Origin of the sequence: Streptomyces sp. NPDC056486 (assembly GCF_042795295.1) — a bacterium.
In the GTDB taxonomy this organism is placed as follows: Bacteria; Actinomycetota; Actinomycetes; order Streptomycetales; family Streptomycetaceae; genus Streptomyces.
On record NZ_JBHTSF010000027.1, the window covers coordinates 11,733 to 30,644 of the forward strand.

An 18,912-nucleotide genomic window follows, 5' to 3' on the forward strand; every position below is an offset into this window, starting at 1 on the left:
TCACCCCAAGGACCTCTTCCATGTATGAGCTCAATCGCATTCTGCTGCGAAACTTTGGTCCGCAAGATGCCCGCTATGAGGAGGTGCCCCTGGACTTCTCTGGCGCTGGCGCCGAGGTGGAGACCGCCTCGCTAATCCCTGCTGCCGGGCACATCGTGCAGCGCCCGGCGCCCGCGAGCCTGGTCATGCTGCAGAACGGCGGCGGCAAGGGCGTCTTACTGACCGGCATCACCTGCACCACCATCCCCTACCGACACAGCGATCTGGAGACGTTGCGCAACTTCACTGTCTCGATGGCACAGCCGTCCCACGTGGTACTCGAATGGGCCGACGCCCGCACCGGGCGCCTCTTGGTCACCGCCCAGGTCCTGGCCCCCGAGCACGACGGCAAACTGCACCGCTGCTTCTACAGCTTCCATCCCTCCGCAGCGCTGGACGCCGACCGGCTTCCCTTCCACCGCGACGGACACTGGACCCCCTACGAGGACTACTGCACCGAACTGCGCGACTGGGAGAAACGCGTCGAAGCGCTCGAGCTGCACATCCTCGAAGGCCAGGAGAAGTGGGAAAAGCACCAGCGCGGCCTCGGCCTGCAGCCCGAACTCTTCGACGTACAACGCCGGATGAACGCAAAAGAGAGCGACGCTGCCGCAGCCTTCACGACCAACACCGCCGACGCCTTTGTCGAATGGCTTCTGCGCAAGGCCACAGACGATGACCGGTACACGGAACTGGGCATCGCGTTCCACAGCTATGCTGCCGCACACGACGAACGCGCCCAGTGGGAGAGGGAGCGGCAGTTCGCCGTGGAGATGCAGCACGCGTGCGAGGAGGTAGCCAGCCTCCATGGCACGCTCACCGAGCATGCCGGTGCAGCCAAGAACGCCGAGAAGAACCTCGTTCACCTCACCGCCGCGGTCCGGGTACGCCACACCGCACTCACCACCACCGAGTCCGAGAGGAACATCGCTCTCAAAGACACGCACCGCGCGCTGGAAGCGGCAAAACGCACCAGTGAACTCTCCCAATCACGCCTGCAGCACGTACAAGTGTGCTCCCACGCTCTCGATCTGGACGAGATCGCCGCGCAGCAGAAGGCAACCCAGAAGGACAAACAGAAGGCGCAGGATGAGAGCGTGGCGTGGGCGAGCGTCCCGATCGCTCTGCGCCACACCCAGGCGCTGGATAACCACGACCGCGCCCAGCAGGCTCTCGTTCAGGCCGAACGCACCGCCGCCCCCTACGTCCAGGCCCTCGACACCGCTGCCGCTGCGCTGCGCGCGGGCTACACACGGGCCGAGAAGGAAGCCCGTGACACGATCCGTCGGCACACGCACACCACGACCGAGACGCAGAAGCAGATTGAGCAGTGGCGTGGCCGAAGCAACAAGCTGCTTACCGTCGAGGGCGCCGCGCAGGAGGAAACCCGCACTCTGCAAAGGCAGACCGCCACCTTCGCATCACACCTGAGCGCCGCCCGGGAACAGGATCTCCTCACCCCGCAGGAGAGTGCCGCCGATGCCGCCGCCCGCGCCCAGGACGACGTACGCCACAGCGAACAGCTGCTGCGAGAAGCCAACGAGGCACGCAAGGGCATCCGAGCCGAACGGGAGCGAGCCCACGCGGCGCTGAGCAACAAGCAACAGCTAGCCTGGTCCACACGTGCAGCCGCGACGACAGCGCATGACGAGACCGGTCGGCTGCGGGCTCGGGCGGCAGACATTCGCAGCAACCCACTATGCGCCGAGCTGCTGGAAGCCAACAGTGATGACCTTCAATCCAGTGATGCACTGCGCTGGCTGGGCGACCACTCCGACACCCTGCACCAGCTCGCCGAGCGTCGCACCGGCGGCCTCGAGACGACACTGACCCGCAAGAACATCGATCTGGAGAACGATCAGACCCTACTGGCTCTCCTCGACACGAGCGAGGGCCTGCTCCCTGCCGCCACAGAGGTACGCGACCTGTGCGGAAAGCTGACGGCCCACGGGACCCACGCCGTGCCCGGCTGGCAGTGGATGCGCGACAATGTACCGACCGCGGACCACCAGCAGGTCATCAGAACGCACCCCGACCTGGTGGGCGGGATCATCGTGGGCGGCACCGACGGCTTGGAAGCCGCTCGGAGCATGGTGGAGGGCCTTCGTCCCCTGCCCTGCGCCGCCGTCACGGTGGGCACCGGGGAACGGATGCTGAGCACTCAGACGGCCCCAGACGACGGGCGGTTCGTCGTCGAGCCCTCACCCGCCCTGCACGACGAGGAAGCCGCCGCACACGAGCGCGCCGCCGTCGACGCTCGCATCGCCGAGGTCAGCCGCGAGTCGAACGTGCTCAGACAGCGCCTCACCGCTGCACGGAACCTTGTACAGCAGATCGCGAACTGGCATGACGCTTGCGGTGGCCTGGGTGTGAGCGAGCGGCTTGACCACCTGGAGCAGCTGGAGAACGCAACAGAGGAGGCAGAGGCCAATCTGGCTGCGGCCCGCACCGCAGCAGGCGAACAAGAAGCGGCACTGGAGAACGCCGAGGACACATGCGAACAACGCACCGAGGATCTCCAAACCGCGCAGAAAAACGCAGGCAGTCTGACGCGCTTGGCGGACGAAGAGTCTACGGCCGACCAAGCGCAGAACCGGCTCGCGGCCCTCAGCGGCGAAAGAGTCACTCGCGCAGACGAACTCCAATCACTGGCCGGGCAGATCGACCTGGCGAGTGAGGAGATCCCACAACTCGCTCGCGCCATCGAATCGGCCGAGCAAGCTGCCGACGGATACGCCCGCTCGCGCGAAGAGATCACCAGTACGTCCCGAGCGCAACAGGAACACGGCACCCTTAACCCGCCCCTGCTGCCCCTCCCTGCTCTCCAGCACCGCTACCTGCAAGCGCAGGACGAGCTGCGCGGCGTTGAGGTCGGCGAGGACCAGCACGAGCGGGCCGCGGCAGCACAGCAAGCCCTGCTCCACAGCCAGGAAGAATGGAACGAAGTCCCCGAACAGGTACGGGGGCTGGCCATGACTCACAGTCGCGATGAGCGGGCTGGTGACGCCGTCCAGCGCGACGCCATTGTCCGCGCCCTCACCGTCAAGATCGGAACTTGCGACGTTGCCCTGCAGCGGCTGCGCGATCAGGCGAGCCGTCTTGCGGAGCGCGCCAAGCTCCTTGCCCCGGCAGTCTCGCTGAGCGAGGAAGACGCCGCCGCCTGGACACCGGCCACCGTCGCTGAGGCTCATGAGCTGGAGACCCAAGCGATGAGTGAGCTCGACACAGCTCAGGCGAAGGAACGTCTCGCGGCCGGTGTCTACAACAGTGCCCGCCGTGATCAGGCAGGTTCTACCAAGGAGTTGGCGGCATTCGACCGGGTACTGCCGATGCTGGAATCCGCTGTCCACGGCCTCGCTGTCCCGTCGGCCACTTCGCCCTATGCCGGCACGGGTGAAGCAGCCGAATTCGCCGCTCGCCAGACAACAGCCGCGCACACCACGTGCCGGGACGCTGCCCGTCGAACAGAGCGGCAGCTGGCGGGAGGCGTGAGCCGGCTCAAGGAGGTACCCGCCGATGTCCGTTTCGAACGACTCGACATCCCGCTGCGCACTCAGATCTCCGCCCTGGACAGCCGTAACATTCCCGCCATGGCTGCCACCTGGACCGGTGCACTGACTTCTCGCATCGCAGCCCTGAACTCAGACCTGGAGAGCATGGCCAAAGCGCGTGAGGCTCTCGCCTCACAGCTCAGCGGCCACGTCACTGACCTCCTGCAGCGCCTCGACCAGGCCAGCCGCTTCTCCGCCTTCCCCGAGGGAGACGCTCCCTGGTCCGGGCAGAAGTTCCTCACCATCCGCTACAAGAAGCCGGACCTGGCTGCTCTCACCGCCCAGATGCACGAGACTGTCGATGCATTGGCAGGCAACCCGCGCACGCGCAAGCTCAAAGGCATCGACGTCGTCATGCGTTGCCTAGTAGCAGCAGTACCCCGCGGGTTTACCGCCGAGGTCATGAAGCCCAACGCCGCCCAGCGCCTGGACCGCGTCCCCGTCGAAGAGATGAGCCGTGTCTTCTCCGGCGGCCAGGAACTGACCGGCGCCATCCTCCTGTACTGCGCGCTCGCCGCCCTGCGCACATCACCCGGCCCTCGCAGCCGCACCCGAAACGGCGGACTGCTCCTGCTCGACAACCCCATCGGCCGGGCCAACGCCGGCTACCTCGTCGACATCCAGATGCAGATGGCCGCCGCACTGGGAATCCAGCTGGTCTACACCACCGGGCTGAGCGACGAGGACGTCACCTCACGCTTCCCCATGCGCATCCAGCTCCGCAACGACGCCGAGGCCCGCAGCGGCCTCTCCCTCATCCGACTCGAGGAACAGGTACGCAACGCCCTCATTCCTGCCCCTCGCATCACCCCCGACCAGCAGACCCCCGAACCTGCCGGCGTTCTCACCGCCGCCCGCCTGTACAGGAAGCAGGGTGACACTCAATGACCTCACCCGCAGACCAGGCCGAGGCGCCGCTATCCCCCGCAGCGGCACAACTCAGTGCCGCGCTCCAGGCCCGCGCCGATCGCGTGACGGTCAGCCGGGCCACGCTCATCGCGGCATTCCACGCGGCTCTGCCAGGCGCCGCCAACGGGGAGAAGGCACGCAGCACCCTCGCCACACTGCTGTACGAGATCGCCGAACACGGCATCATCGGCCTCCCCACCTCCCGCGCAAAATGGGACGCCGGCCGCCCAGCCCTTCCCGAACAAGTCCGGATACCCAGCGCGCCACCAGTGAGATCATCCCCGCGGCAGCAAGTGTCATGGCGACCAGAGCTCGACTGGGCCTACAAAACCCGGCTGACCGCCTCCCAGACCCAGGACCTCCGCGCCTTCAACCGCTGGTTCCGAGACACCCACAGCCGTCCAGACCGACGCGCTGCCCTCCCCCTACGCGAGCGCTCCTACGAGATCTTCCGCAACGAAAAGCGCCTCGACATGCTGATCACCGGAGCCCTATTCGCCCCCGGCAGACTGACCCTCGAACAGCTCGCCACCTACCGCGAACCTCCCCCGCTGGCCCACCGCAGGCTCGGCAACGGCGACACCATGCTCGTAGTGGAAAACAGCGATACCTACGCCACCCTCCGCGACCTGCTCAAGCCCGCCCCCGGCCGCATCCGATACATCGCCTTCGGCTCCGGAAGAGCCTTTGAAGCATCCGTAGAGCACATTACCGAGCTTCCCGACATCCACCGCATCGTCTACTACGGCGACCTGGACGCCGAAGGCATCGCCATACCGGCCAGAGCCTCCATCAACGGCGCACAACATGGACTGCCAGCCATCGAACCGGCCGCTGCCCTGTATCGGCTGCTGCTCGCCCATGAACCCACCGCCGGCGACAACATCGCCAGCGAACGGGCCCACAGCCTGACGGCTTGGCTCCCCGAAGAACACCGGCTGGCAGCGCACGCCCTGCTGACCAAGGGGCAACGTCTCGCCCAGGAAGCAACCAACCGTAACGAACTCAGCATCGCGCCAGACTGGCGCTGATGAGCAACCTCTCCTTGCCGGCAGCACCCGAATTTACCGACGCACGTTCCCACGGGTGCGGGACCAAGAAGAGGATTCTCGCCGCAACATGGAGAGGTTCACTTGATCACTTCGATGTCGCCTCCTGCGCGCTGGCCGGGGCCAAAACCACCGAGCGCGCTGTAGAGGCCATCCAGCTCGGAGCTGGTGCACGGCCCCGGCAGAGGCTGTTCTTGCGGAGCGTACTGGTCCAGCCAGCGTTCGATCTTCTCCCACGACTCATCCACCGACACTCGTGTCCTCCGCTCGCCGACAGACCGGCCCTGGGCAGACCGGCGCCCGCGGTTCCGGTACACAGATCCCACGTACGAGACGGCTGCTAATAGTCGACTCGTTGAGCACGAATTATATTTAGCGGCCAGGCGGCCCAATATGCCGCTTTCGCTATTATCGACTAGAATCCCAATTGCCAGCGAATTCCCTCTCGCTTCATGTCGGAATATCTACCACTCGGATCATTTGGAGGCGTGCACTGAGCTGGCGTGACATGCACGTCCGGCAGGCTCTCAACAGGAGTCTCTTGCATGATCCTGTTCAATACGGCGACGACTCGTTCGAGTGTTTCCCCGAGGAGCGCCCCTGGCTCGGCGTGCATGCGATTATCCCAGTGTGATTCCACCCCCCACGCATCTCGCCCACCAAGAGCATCCATAGAATTCAAGATAGCCTGCAAATCCTCCCGAGGCAGGCTGACTAGGATTCGTTCAGGGTCACTCCCTTCCTTGACGGTGAGAGGACTTAGAGCTTCACCGTGTACAGAATTGCGGAATTTTCGCAGAATCTCAAGCAAGTGTTGCGCTTCCGAGCCTTCGTCAAAAATTGCTGCGAGTTTCGGGGCCGAAATCGCCACTCGATCCAGCCAATTGCGGCTCTGCCATCCAGCATTCCGCGGAGTCACGGAAATACCGAGCACTCGATGAACGGCACGCGCCGATGCATCAAGAGCGCCCATTAGGAAAATTAGGGCCGTGTCGAGACTGCGCAGGGCATCATCCGTAGAATCGCGATTCCCATGCATGTTGAGCGCAGTGAACAGCTCATCTCTCGATTGCAATGCTCGCTCTACCCGCTGAACGAGCGAACTACTAAGGGCCGGAAGGGTGTCATCATTAGCCGCAATAGCGTACTGCCCGAAAGCAGTCGACCATCGCCACATCGACGGCAGCAACTCCAAGGCACCCGTAAAGAAGTAGAGTCGCCGACTACAGCGATATTGAAACTTTCCGTCGACGCCTCGGAAGTAGATGAAGACCCCTTGCCGCCGCAGGTACAGGCCCAATAGCGGAAGGGCTTCCCCTGGCGTGCATAACAACACGTTCTTAGCTCTATATTTCGCTTCACCAGAAAGGTAGTCACGGCGCGTTATATAGAGATCCGCAGAAATTTCCTCTGCAACTCTCGCGCCGAGCACGTCTGCCTCTCGTCGCTTAAGTGCCTCATCGGGCGCCAAGCTGCCGTAGGCTGGGTGATTTCTGTCATTGCGGGCTATGAGTGCGGAGTTTCCATAGATTGCATGCTCCGAAACGCTCTGCTCATCTCCCGTGGTAAATCCCCGTACCTCGCCGTCCTCATGCCTCTGGTGCAGCACGGCCCATCCTGGCGCGTGTTCTCCACTCCATGGAGAGGTAATCCGCGCAGCAGAGGGCGGCGGACCGCCGTCCGCGTACCTCACCACCTGAACGTACGGGTGGGTTAGCAACCCTGACAGCAATGCCTCTTTGGACCACGATGAGGAATCGTCCACCAAAATCTCGTGATCCACCTGAACCACCAGTTTTCGCAGTGGCGGTCGGGGTTCGAACAACTCGCGTGCATCATCGCTGGCGTCATCGGGCCATGCAAAACCTGGCCTGCGGCGGCGATCGCTTGAAGAATTGAATCGCATCCCACAGACGATACGCGTCAAGTTGGCTGGATGGCAGACGATTTCGATCATCGCACCGATAGGCCAGCACCATGCGATCTGCCCGGCGACCATGAGCAGCATCAGCGCCCGCCTGGCAAGCGTTGCCGCTGGCGACTCGCCACCACACAGCGCTGGCCTCGTCCTGCGCACGGTATGCGATAGAGCTCAGCACTTCATCGACGTAGCTACTGACCTTCAATTCGTGATGTCGTCATGGTGGCTGGTGTCGGAGGCCGGTGCCGGTGAGGCAGCCGTCGAGGACTTCGTGGCGGTACTGGAGCTGGCGTAAGCCGCGCCGGATGGCGGTGATGATACTTCGCGTGCTCGAAAGCGGAGAGCCCGAGTACAACCCAGCCATCGGCTGTCACTCCCCGACCTGACGCCACAGCACCCTGCCTCCGCATGCCGGACAGCGTCAGCTGCTCTCCGCCTATCCCCCGCTTTCCACGTACGAGCAGATCGAGGAGGTCTCCGCTCACCACGGCAACTTCTGGGAAGTGCTGCTGTACGGGCAGATCGGCACACAGCGGAGTTCCGTTGCATGCTCTGCAATAGACGGCGGGGTACACACTTTGTGTTCAAATATTCCACAGAAAATTCACATGACTACATGCAACCATGACATCGATCACAGCTAACACACAGCAGCGATAGGCGAATTGGGCGTTTAGTGGCATTGCTCGAGCGCTCTCAACCCGCATAGAAACGGTCTTGGCATGGACCACACAACTCACCTACACGTGAGGAGACATGGGTTGAGGCACAGACAGATGTCAAAATTAGTACGAAGGGCAGCCATAGGCGCCGCCCTCGCTCTTCTTCTCGGGTCCAGTCCGGCACTCGCCGCCGGAACCGAGGCAAGCATCGATCCCAATGCGGCACCTTCCAGCCGCCCCGCAGCAGGACCCGAGTCCCGAACTGTGACTGCAGGCAGCAGGCCAGTTTCCGGTAAGACTCCAAAGGCTGGACCGGAGTTCAAGCAAGCCAGCGACGTGTGGAACGTCACCAGCCCCCAGACGGTCCTCCGCAATACTGTGACCGACGCGGACGGCGACAAGAGCACCCAGACTTTTGAGGTCTGGACGACTGACGCCAACGGCAATGCGAAGACACAAGTCAAGTTGAAGGATGATGAGTACGGAGTGCTCGTCTCCCCTGCTGTAGCTTCCGGAAGCACGGCCGAGGTCACTGTCCCCGCCGGCAAGCTGAAGCCGGGAGTCACCTACACCTTCCACACGTCCGCGTTCGACGGCTCTTTGTATGAGACCAAATGGTCCCCGTGGGCCAAGTTCCGCATCGCGCCCTACGCGACCTTCCCTGCTCCGCAGGCGAGTTCAAACATCGATCCGGTGGCCCAGAAGGCACAAGAGATCTTCCGCAGCGACCCCGGCGCGTTGGCGATCCGCAAGGCCGGGGGAACGAACTGCTCGAAGGCTGACGCGCAAGGCCGCCAGGTGTGCCTCAAGTTCCACCCGGCATCCGAGAAGAAGCAGAAGTCTTTGCTCTCCCCCACGGCAGAGGTTCCGGACCTCGTGTCGTGGTGCTCCGACAAGCCCTCGGGCCACGACTACATCAACCGCACCGACGCCTGTCTAAATAATGTCGGCAGCGCCAGCTTGATCTTCACTTCCGGCGGAGAACCGGACAAGCCTCCCTTTGGCGTGGCGACGTTCAACTTCCAGCAGCGGCTGAAGACTTACCCGAACAAGTCGTCCGGCGGCAGCGACTTCGCGGAGTTCGACCAGCAGTTGTTCGTCACTCCCACCTCCATCGACCCGCAGCTTCTTGGCGTCCGCCTCACCTGGAACGCAGGAACGGTCTGTGACCACTGCACCAGTACCCCGGTGGCCTGGAAAGACTACAAGACGGGGGAGGCCGAGAGGGGGTACTGGCTGGACAGCGAGGTCGGCCAGACGCAGGTTGCCAGCACCACCACGAAGTGGACGGGCACCGGCAAGGAGACTATCGACCTGACCTGGGACATGGTCGGCGCTGTCGATGTCGATCTTGACCTCGCCGCGAACGCCGGCTTCGGCACCAGTGGCAACGAACTCAAGGTCCGCTGCGACGATCTCAGCACGGCCAGCAGCACACCCGGGTGTGTACTTCCGTACTACACCCCGACCTACACGATGGACACCAACAAGTACCCGGCAGCTGGCGCCTACTACTGGTTCATGCAGAACCGTATGACCGGACGCCCCGGTACCGGCGACGCGCCCATGCACTACCTCGGCCCGGACACCACCAAGACCAACGCGGACGGCAACAAGTGGACCAGTGACGACAGCCGCAACGTGGTCTGCCCGGACGCATGGAAGAAACATCCCATGGACGCCTCGATGGGTTCGCCGACCTGCGACGAGTTCGCCATGGCCTCAACCCACGAGAGTGGCGGCTACCCCGACACCGGCAACAAGTACCAGGTCGACTCAGGGGACAAGTGCGCTCAGCTCTACGCGGACCCCTCGGGGAGCTCCTTCGGCCTTTTCGCCGACACGCGCAAGGACAAGACCGGCCCCTCCAACGCCGAGAAGTGCGGTCGTGCCACGATCCCCGGCGATCAAAACAGTGGGGCCTTCCACAAATTTCCGGCTCCTGCCTGGCGCATGCTCGACAAGGACGCCTTCTACCTCAGTAACCCTGGCTTCGAACACTGCACCACCACCAGCAGCACCTGCGCGTGGAAGAAGATCGGCTAGATCTTCGTGACGTGTGTGGGGTGGGTGCGAACACTCACCCCACACGCATCACCCGGCCAACGGCTCCCACACCGCACGCTCGGCATCATCGCGCGGCGCCCCCCACACCAAGAACCCGTTCATCAGGCCAACCCGCGCCTCTTCTGCGAGCGACGGGACTTCGAGGACGTCAGCCATCTCCTCCATGTAGTCCGTCAGTGACTCAAACTTGACGCTGCGCTCCGCGTACTCATTCCAGTACCAGATCCTGCCGGTCTCAGCGTCCAAACACAGACCAGCCAAAGCATCCGCACCGATCGCAGCAAAGGGGATCCAGGAGGGACGCCACACCGTGATCTCTTCTGCGTCACCCGCCCCCCGCTGCGCCTCTTCGTCGCTCTGTCGCAGCAGCATCTGCTGCTGATACGTGCGACGGACGACCTCGAACGGCATCAGCACACACCGGCCCGGCATAAATCCAGGTGTCGGTTCCGGTCCCACACCCGCCCGCCGACTCCACAACGCCCTCAGACCGATGGGCAGACGCACGCCCAAAGACTCCTGCAGTCCCTCGATTTCCGCCTCGGAAGCCCCAGGCAACAAGTTCTCCAGTGTCGCCGGAGCGCGCCGCTCAAGCCAGGACTCAATACGCTGCCAGGCGTCGTCTATCTGCCGCCACTCAATACCCTGCTCGCGTGCCGTATGACCATCCATACTCAACACGCTACCCGCCAACTGCTCACGTTCTCAGTTCGGGACGCAAGGTTCGGCCGTGCTCCACTGTGCTCGCTGTGACCAGATACGGATTGGCCATCAAAGCACTCCTCAAGGGCGCCAAGCCGTTGGGGGACGACGAAGAGCAGGGCCATGGCGCCCCCGACGCAGAGTCCACCGAAGCAGACGCGCCGAACCCGAGCGCGGCATCGGCCACCCCAGGCAAAGAAGCAGAGGGCGCGAACCTGGCTGCCGACGAGTAGCTCGCCTCGGAGGAGGTTCCCGACGAAAACGTTTCCGCCCAGACCCGTGGGCTGGTGCGCGGCCTCCGCGCGAAGCAAGTCGTCTGGGGCCTGCCCCGCAGCCCGTCCTGACCCCGCTGGAGGCGTATGTGACCACCAGCTCGACGGAGGCCGCGCTGGGCTGGCGACGCCCGGCAGCTCTGGCGGCCTCGGCCGCGAGCATGGTGACGGCGTACTTCGTGCTGCCGCTGCATGCTTTTGGACCGCACCGGCCTGTCCTGAGCTGTTTGGTCCTTGGATGTGGTCTCGCCCTGGTGGCGGCGGGTCTGCTCGCGCAGGTCCAGTTCGTCATGATCGGCCGGGGCGGCACCCGTCCGGCCTGGGCAATCGCCGGGCTGATGTGCCTGACGATCCTGCTGTTTTCGGCCTCTTACTATGTCCTGGCGCGACAAGAACAGGAGTTCCACGGGCTGCAGACCCGGGTGGACGCGCTGCTCTTCACTGTGATCACCCTGGCCACGGTCGGATACGGGGACGTGAACCCCATCGGCCAGACAGCGCGGGTGCTGACGCTGCTCCAGGTCCTGTACAGCTTCGTCTTCCTCACCGTGGGGGCCACGACACCCACCCGGTACATCCGCCGCCGCGTGTTGCGGCCCCGGAAGAAGTGAACTCGCGCTCTCACCAGTGCCTGACTTGCCGAGGACTACCAGCCGGCGGGGAAACACCCGCGCGTACGTCTCCCCGATCTCAGGCCCCCTGTCGCGCAGAAGTTGTTTCTGATCTGGCTCGCTTGCCGTTGCCAATGAGATTGGAGCGCGTTGCTCTAGGTATGGAACTCGGGGGGAGAGCTGGGCGGTGAGAAGGACGGGGCGCTCGCGGAGTTGGCAGGTGGTCCGGGGACAAGTTGTTCACGTCCTTGCAGGACTTCGCGTTGGTCGAGGGCGTACCCGTAGGAACGGCCTACCCAACCAATGGGACAAGGCGCGGCGGCAGTTCACGGGGATGGTTCGCATACGCCGCATGCGCGCGCTCCTGCTCTCGGTGCCAGATGACCATCAGAGCCTCGTCTGTCTGCGGCACGGCCAGCCCGAGTTGCGTGAGGACTGCCCGGAAGAATGGGACTGGGCCACCCGCCTGCGTGGTTACCAGGGCAGACAGCATCGGCGTATCAGCAGTAAGCCCGCGGTCGATCCGGGCCAGCCACTTGCGCAGGCCGGCGGGGGTGATCCCGCTGTCCTCCAGTTCTGCCATGGAGATGGTCTGCCCCTGAGCCGCGACGCGGATCAGCTCACGGGTGAGCTGATCCAGCGGGCGCGGCGTCGTGTTGTGCGGTGCAGACGATGACTGGGGAGGCACGGATGTCCTCGGCTGCGCCTTCGCGGCATTTTGCTGTGCCTCGAACCGAGCCAGAAACTCGTCCTGGAGCTTTCTGAGGCTCGAATTCTGCCCCTTCTTCTGCTTCCGCTGCGCCGTGGGTGCAGAACTGGTGGGTGTCGACGTCCGATGAGCGATCAGCGCCTGTTCCAGCACACGGATGTGATGGTCACGACTTTGCCCAGCCGCCTTGATCCACTCGGGTTTCCCTCCGGTGGGCTGCTGGCCGAGCCAGACAGACGCCCCGTGCACGGCCGTGTTGATCTGTTGGCGTACGGCCTGGACCGGATGACGTTTGAGGCGGCGAAGGGCGGTGAGCAACTCGCTGACGCGCGGGTCGTCACGCCTTGTTAAAAGGGCCGTGCTTCCGCTGAACGCCTTCTTGACGAGGTTCTCCGGCACCGGCCGTGCGGGAGTCAGGTCTAGCCGGGGCTCCATGGCCCGGGACGGTTGACCGAATGCCGCGTAGGCACGCTCACGCTCGACCGCGGCCCACTGTCGGAGGCGCGTGGAGCTCTTGGCATACGGAACGCCGAGTCGCTGCAGGATCTCGCCGAGGTAGGGCAGCGGACCGTCACCGTCGAGGACGAGGGCCGAGCGCACCGGCAGGTAATCGGACAGTGGTGAGTCCACATCCACCAGGAGATCGCGGCGTTCGGCATCGGAGAGCTGCGAGGCCGTAATGCCGAGGCGATAGGCAAGGTCTTCCCAGGTGGTGGTCACACCCAGCCGGGCGAAGCCGGCCAGGGCCGTGCGGAGTTCCATGACCATGTCGGCGTGGGTGAGAAAGCGTGCCTTGCCCGTCGAGTGCGCGGGCATGACCGGGGCGGGATCGGGCTCGGCGGTCACAGGTGAGGGCGGCGCTCCCCGCGGCGGTGTCCAAAGCCCGGTCAGCTCGGCCTCCCCGGCGTTGAGGCGCCGGTAGCGGTTCACCTCGACAACCCAGCCCTGGCCGTCCTCCAGGACCAGCATCCGAGTGGAGTCGGGCACACCGTACACGTGGTCGGCCGATGGGGGGTCGCCGTCGGCGGGAAGGGAGAGTGCGGCTCGGACCACGGGACTGTCGACCGGCCGTACGTCGGCGGTGATGAGACGGCGGTCCGGGGCGGCGAAGAGCGTGTCCTTGAGGGCCTCGCACTCGTCGGCCGGCCTGAAGACGAGTCCACCCGCGAGGGGGAACGAGGGGAGCTTCAGTCGCGGGCGTGATGTGCGGATGGTTTCGACGCGCGGCGTGGACAGCCCGGTGGACGTGAGAGTGCAATCGCCCAACGGAGTCCAGATGACGCTGTGATCCCGGGCCTCCGTACCGATGTGGACGCGGCGCTCCCCGCCAACTGTTTCGAGGCGCACTCGCAGGAAATAGGCATCGCGGTCGAGGAGTTCGCGGGTGGCCGGGCCATCCGTTTTGAAGACCCAGTCGACCCCGCCGGCTCCTTGCGGACGCAGGGCGTCATCATGGCGCCGCCAGGCGGGATAGTCGCAGTGGTTCAGCTGGAAGCGGATGATACGGCTGGTATGCGGAAGGTGGACGTCAACAGCGTCGCCGGGCCCGGTCCCTAGGTCCCGGATCTGTACGTCACCACGTAAGTTCTGCTTGCTTAGCAGCCTTCGCATGCCGCGTTTGATGAAGAGGTGGTCCGCGCTGGAGTCGCCGTTGGCGGTGCGGTGGCAGACGGGAGCGCTGGGGTGGTGGGCGAAGTGGCAGACCTTCTCGGTGTAACGGCGGCCGCTTAATTCCCCTCCACACCCGCCGAGTTGATGCCCACACCAGTAGCTGTAGGCGGGGTGTGCCTGGCGCCAGAGATCCAACTCGTGAGCATCCATAGGGAGGATGACCGGGTGGTCGGAGTTCTTGTGGCCGATGACGGCCGTCTGTACGCGGCGGTGGTCCAGGATCTGCTGGGTCGTCGACATCGCTCTGCCTCGGAGTTCGGTGCGGCCCGTGGGGTGGCCTGCGCATGGCCTTGGGGTGCGTCCGCCAAATTCTAGGCAAGCATGCCTAGAACGGTCAGGCCGAGTCGATAGGTGTGCGCCTCGCCTGACACCCAAGTCCGCCAGACACGACGGGTGTCGGCAGGTCAGGGCGGTCAAAGAGCCGGTGAGCGGGAAGACCACATGGTCGGGTGCCGCAAACGTCAACTCGCCTTCGCACATACGGGTGTCCACAACGAGCCGGGCCGGGCCCCGACCAGAACCCTTCACCCACTGACTACGCGACGAGGGTCAGGCGGGCATCCACGCTTTCCCACGCATCAAGTACCGCTTCGTTAGCTCCCGGCAATAACGGGAGGTCCGCCCGCGCCTTCGGGAAGCCGGTGACCGTTCTGCCACGTGAAGGTGCGGAGGCGGTCCGCAGGGGCCTCAACCTGCAGGACCGGGCCCTGACTCTTGAAGCAGACGTGAGCACGTTCGGCCCGTGCCCGTCCTGGGTACCGGGCCAAACGCGTGCCGGGCGCGCGTGCTGGCTGCCCGATACATCGCCGCTCAGGTGACGTACGCCAGCGCCCTGCTGGGTAAACGACGCGCCTAACCCCTCACGTCGGCCCAGACCAGCGTGCCCGGGAAGTCGGTGTCCATATCGATGGCCCGCCACTCATCACCGTCACCCATGACTGCGATCCACGGGGGCGGGGACGCCAGGGCGTCTCCCGTGACTTTGAGGACGGCCGAAAGGGATGCCCACCCTGGGCCCTCGAACCAGCGGTAGCCGGTCTCCTCGATGTCCCATGACCCCAGACGCCCCGTCTGGGTGTCGACGACGAGCTGCATCTCGCCCAGCGCGCCGATCGGCACGATCAAGCGGCTGTCGTCCAAGCCGTAGTGATCGTTTTTCAGCTTGTACTTGAGCGTTCCAAGATGATCGTCGGCGATTTGCTTGACGCTGTAGAGCGCGAACGTGGACGGGATGACGTCGGTGAGCCCCGACCCATTGTGCCGTAGCAGCGATTGCTCAACATCCTCGGGAAGCCGCACGCCGAGCGCGCTGTAGAGGCCGTCCAGTTCGGAGCGGGTGCACGGCCCCGGCAGAGGCTGTCCCTGCGGAGCGTACTGGTCCAGCCAGCCCTCGATCTTCTCCCACGACTCATCCACCGACACGCGTGTCCTCCGCTCGCCGACAGGCCGACATGTGGTGGCGGCCCCGCTGTAGCGGGCAGGACCGCCACCACCTAGGAAATCATCAGACGCATGCTACGGGCACGGGTTTGTGAACACCCCTGCCACGGGGCGTTGTTGTTCTCGGCAAGGTGTAAGTGGCTGCTTGGGTTGCGTCTCGTACGTGACCTTGCTCCTGGCCTCTCTGAGGCTCTTCGCTGTCAGAGTGAAGGACACGAAGCGGGGTCGGTAGATGGTGGGATCTCGGTAGTGGGCGACGCTGTTGTCGAAGTTGAAGCGGAACTCCGCCACGCTTCCGCCCTGCATGACGTCAACAGAACGTGGTCGTGGGGAAGTCCTGGTGATTGGGTAGTAGTAGCCCGCGGACAGCGGAACACCCCCGCGTCGGCGGGGAGCATGCTGTCCGCCATCCGCACCGCCGACGGCCCCACGTCCTCCCCACCAGCGTGGGGGTGTTCCGCTGATCGCCCATATCTGCGCGATCCTGTGGTGGTCCTCCCCACCAGCGTGGGGGTGTTCCGATCGGTGGTGGATGATGGCCGGACGGTCGCAGGTCCTCCCCACCAGCGTGGGATCGGCCGGGGCTGGTCATGCGTTATCCGGTCCTTCGAGTCCGATGTTCACGACCGCTGCCGCATTGGCGCAAGTGTCAGCAGCCCACATCCGTATGCCTTGCCCCGCCCGATACCCGCAGCGATCTTCTCGCGAAGTAGGTCGGCGTCGAGGACCCGTGCCGTCCCGTCGAATTGTGTGCGGGAAATCTGAATTCGCTGCTTTGCGGCGCGGCCGTTAAGACCTCGGTGGCCGCGTATCGTGGCGAGCGGGTGGGCGTTGATGTGCAAGGGTTCCAATCCAGCTGTGGTGGACTGGCGTTCCCACCATTCAACTGCGGCATTGCCGCTCAAGGCCACGACCGGCGGGAGCTTGTATGCCTCCCGTGAGGTGGCCCTTGGCTTGCGCACAGGATTGGCCACACAGCGGTAGTTGGCGATTATCCCCTTGTGCAGATTCGACAACAAGCTATCGAGGGAACACGTTTCGACGTTTCCGTACGCGTCTGGCAGGCGTGAGGGGTCGGGCGCCATCTGGCTCTGCAGAAGGATCTGCGGTCCACCTGGGGTCTCGTCGGCACGGAACAATACTCCGAATGCGGCCCTGGCCGAGCCTTCAACCCCGTCGGGAAACATCTGCAACATGCGTTGGTGCAATCGGATGCCTTGGTCGCTGCCGCCGAGGTCCCGACGGGCATCGTCAGAACTGGGTGAGGGCACGATGCGGGTCAGCCACAAAGTCACCGGGTTTTCCTCTCCGACTTGGCGAAATGGGTATTGATGTAGCTCTGGAGCTTCTCCAGATACCTAGTACCGAAGCCTTCGTACGTGGCATCCGGCAGGTACACGGCACGCCGGTACAGCGGCCGGGGCTGGTATTGGCGTGCCAGTGGTGCGAACGACACCGGTTCGTCGGTGACTTCGCCGCTGTGGTGGTCACCATCACCCCTGTCTGCGGCGTCAGAGTCCACGGGGAGCACACCGAGCGGTCTGTCGCCGTAGAACTCGATCGGCTGCGGGCCGCTGCGCGGCCTCTTGGCTGCCAGGGGCAGCTGTACCAGGTGGCGCAGCGGATCTTCCACGATTCCCAGGAGGATCGGGCCTTCCGGCGGGCAGGACCGGCGGCCGAGAAAGAGAGGCCAGTGCGGGTCACGCAGGGCAGCGGCGCACGCGTGGAGCAGCTCTTCGTCGTCGGAGGTGAGCGCGAGGGTGAAGGCAGCGTCGGCCAGGTACTGGCGCTTGGATACCAGAGTGCCCTTACCCTCGGTGCGGCGTTTTCCATCGACGGTGATCACCGTCTCGTCGGCAGGCAGTCCACCGCCGACGGTGTGGAAGTCGGACAGCACGACACCGGGTCGGTCGACACGTACCGTCATCGACAGTTCCGTGAGGTCGTCTACGGGCGCCTGGCGCACTCGCCCCAGCCCTGCGGCGAGCATGCCCACGACGCCGGACCGGGTGGGGAATCGGGCTGTGTCACGCCGCAGGTACTTGCTGTGCGTGCCCCAGGACTGGAGTGGGCCTGCCAGGCGCAACAGCAGCCCGCAGGCGGGCTTTTCTGTCACTGCGGGGCCTCGGCGAGAGCAACGTCGACGGCGGCGGTGACGAGAGCTTCGAAGGACGAGTGACGCTCGCCGAGGTGCGCCAGTTTGTCGAAATGGAGGGCAGCGTGTGCCGCGTGCAGGACGCGGTCGGGGCCGAGGAGGGTGTTCGCGGCCTTGGCGTACGCGTCGATGCCTTCCACGGAGCGCCCGACGTAGCCGCCGTGTTCGGCTGAGCGTACGGGTTCCTCGAAGGCTGCGGCGAACGACAGCGGCCGGTCGGAGCGGACCGCCACGTGGACCAGGTGCGGGAGCGTGTGCGGGGCGGTGGAGTTCTTCTTCGCCTGTGGCAGGGATTCGATGAAGGAGAGCAGGAACTGGCCGGCGAGCTCGCGGGCGGCCTCGAGGCCGATGTCGCTGTCGTCGCTCAAATTTGTGATGAGTTCCTTGAGATCGATGGTGGCGAACCGGTAGAAGGTGCCGGTGCTGAACTCGGCAGTGCCCATGTGGCCGCTGCCCGTTTCATCACCCTTCGCCGCGGTGACATCGTCGACGGCTGCGAAGTAGTCGAGTTCGATCTCAGTGGTGTGCGTGGTGAAGGCGTGCGCGACCTGGACGGCACCGTCGACACCGGCCTGGTCGACCTCGGCGAGCATGCGGCCGAAGAGGTTGATGACGCCGTTCTTCTTGAGAAGGACCTTGTCGATTTTCCCTTTCAGGGCGCTCTCGGGCTTGCTCTTACCCTTGCCGGTGAAGTCGGTCGTGAGCGCGTCCTTGTGGGCTTCGGCGATATCAGCGAGTTCCTTGACAGCGTCTTCGGGGAGGTAGACGAGCGCGTTTGTCAGGACCTTGTTCGTGATGGGCTGCTTGTCTCTCCCCTTGGCCACCTCCCACTTGATGCTGCTTCCCGCCGCAACATGCGCACCCGCACGGTCGGCAAGCGTCTTGTCCCACCCACGGTCACGGAGCAACTCGGCGACCCGCTCGCCGATACGGCGTGTGCGCAGCGCGCTGTCACCGAGCGTGGCCTGGAAGTGCTCGCGGATGGCCCGCTTCCAGGACTGGCTGGAGATACGGGTACGCAGGGCGTCGCCGTAGAGCATGGTCTTCACCGAATTGGTGTCGTCCCGGTTCAGGTTCGCGTAAGGAACGGGTTGGACGACGTGGATGTCGATGAAGCGTGGCGTGAGGTCCATCGGGGATCTCCTGTGGGTGAG

At 64.5% G+C, this 18,912-nt stretch carries 13 protein-coding genes and 1 pseudogene; 5 read left to right on the plus strand and 9 right to left on the minus strand.

The genetic code is table 11. From position 1 onward, the window contains the following. Positions 1 to 20 precede the first annotated feature (20 nt). Both ACFQ7F_RS13990 and ACFQ7F_RS13995 read left to right on the plus strand, forming a co-directional pair. Positions 21 to 4,478, plus strand: a complete 4,458-nt coding sequence (locus ACFQ7F_RS13990; protein WP_383270126.1) for a hypothetical protein — start codon at positions 21 to 23, stop codon at positions 4,476 to 4,478. Then, the gene (locus ACFQ7F_RS13995) at positions 4,475 to 5,530 is read left to right on the plus strand and encodes a Wadjet anti-phage system protein JetD domain-containing protein (RefSeq protein ID WP_383270128.1); all 1,056 of its coding nucleotides are present in this window, start codon (positions 4,475 to 4,477) and stop codon (positions 5,528 to 5,530) included. Before ACFQ7F_RS13990 ends, ACFQ7F_RS13995 begins: the two co-directional genes overlap by 4 nt. A 98-nt stretch (positions 5,531 to 5,628) precedes the next feature. On the opposite strand, the gene ACFQ7F_RS14000 is transcribed toward ACFQ7F_RS13995, so the two are convergent. From ACFQ7F_RS14000 to ACFQ7F_RS14010, 3 genes and pseudogenes are all read right to left on the minus strand, one after another. Then, positions 5,629 to 5,802: a hypothetical protein gene (locus ACFQ7F_RS14000; protein WP_383270130.1), complete on the minus strand. Its 174-nt coding sequence runs from the start codon at positions 5,800 to 5,802 to the stop codon at positions 5,629 to 5,631. A 161-nt stretch (positions 5,803 to 5,963) separates the two neighbouring features. Then, a complete protein-coding gene (locus ACFQ7F_RS14005; RefSeq protein WP_383270132.1) occupies positions 5,964 to 7,556 on the minus strand; it encodes a hypothetical protein in 1,593 nt (530 codons plus the stop codon). 130 nt (positions 7,557 to 7,686) lie between these two features. After that, a pseudogene (locus ACFQ7F_RS14010) lies at positions 7,687 to 7,788 on the minus strand (DDE endonuclease); the annotation flags it as partial. Between the two features lie 721 nt (positions 7,789 to 8,509). Between ACFQ7F_RS14010 and ACFQ7F_RS14015 the strand changes: the two are divergent. Then, a complete protein-coding gene (locus ACFQ7F_RS14015) occupies positions 8,510 to 10,177 on the plus strand; it encodes a hypothetical protein (RefSeq protein ID WP_383270134.1) in 1,668 nt (555 codons plus the stop codon). Between the two features lie 48 nt (positions 10,178 to 10,225). Here the strand turns inward: ACFQ7F_RS14015 and ACFQ7F_RS14020 are convergent, their stop codons facing one another. Then, entirely contained in the window at positions 10,226 to 10,870 is a 645-nt protein-coding gene (locus ACFQ7F_RS14020) for an SMI1/KNR4 family protein (RefSeq protein ID WP_383270136.1), read from the minus strand. A gap of 77 nt (positions 10,871 to 10,947) precedes the next feature. Here ACFQ7F_RS14020 and ACFQ7F_RS14025 point away from each other — a divergent pair, with 77 nt between their 5' ends. Together ACFQ7F_RS14025 and ACFQ7F_RS14030 are read left to right on the plus strand one after the other, a co-directional pair. Next, entirely contained in the window at positions 10,948 to 11,133 is a 186-nt protein-coding gene (locus ACFQ7F_RS14025) for a hypothetical protein (protein WP_383270138.1), read from the plus strand. A gap of 128 nt (positions 11,134 to 11,261) precedes the next feature. After that, a complete protein-coding gene (locus ACFQ7F_RS14030; RefSeq protein WP_383270139.1) occupies positions 11,262 to 11,783 on the plus strand; it encodes a potassium channel family protein in 522 nt (173 codons plus the stop codon). A gap of 292 nt (positions 11,784 to 12,075) precedes the next feature. Here the strand turns inward: ACFQ7F_RS14030 and ACFQ7F_RS14035 are convergent, their stop codons facing one another. From ACFQ7F_RS14035 to cas7e, 5 genes are all read right to left on the minus strand, one after another. Beyond that, positions 12,076 to 14,403 (minus strand): hypothetical protein, encoded by a 2,328-nt coding sequence (locus ACFQ7F_RS14035; protein ID WP_383270141.1) that lies wholly within the window; start codon positions 14,401 to 14,403, stop codon positions 12,076 to 12,078. A 612-nt stretch (positions 14,404 to 15,015) separates the two neighbouring features. Further along, on the minus strand, positions 15,016 to 15,585 hold the full coding sequence (locus ACFQ7F_RS14040; RefSeq protein WP_383270143.1) for an SMI1/KNR4 family protein: 570 nt from the start codon (positions 15,583 to 15,585) through the stop codon (positions 15,016 to 15,018). A 638-nt stretch (positions 15,586 to 16,223) separates the two neighbouring features. Beyond that, positions 16,224 to 16,898 (minus strand): type I-E CRISPR-associated protein Cas6/Cse3/CasE, encoded by a 675-nt coding sequence (gene cas6e / locus ACFQ7F_RS14045; protein WP_383270145.1) that lies wholly within the window; start codon positions 16,896 to 16,898, stop codon positions 16,224 to 16,226. After that, positions 16,895 to 17,719, minus strand: a complete 825-nt coding sequence (gene cas5e / locus ACFQ7F_RS14050) for a type I-E CRISPR-associated protein Cas5/CasD (protein ID WP_383270147.1) — start codon at positions 17,717 to 17,719, stop codon at positions 16,895 to 16,897. Before cas5e ends, cas6e begins: the two co-directional genes overlap by 4 nt. Next, positions 17,716 to 18,891: a type I-E CRISPR-associated protein Cas7/Cse4/CasC gene (gene cas7e / locus ACFQ7F_RS14055; RefSeq protein WP_383270148.1), complete on the minus strand. Its 1,176-nt coding sequence runs from the start codon at positions 18,889 to 18,891 to the stop codon at positions 17,716 to 17,718. The genes cas5e and cas7e overlap by 4 nt, the downstream gene beginning before the upstream one ends. Positions 18,892 to 18,912 lie beyond the last annotated feature (21 nt).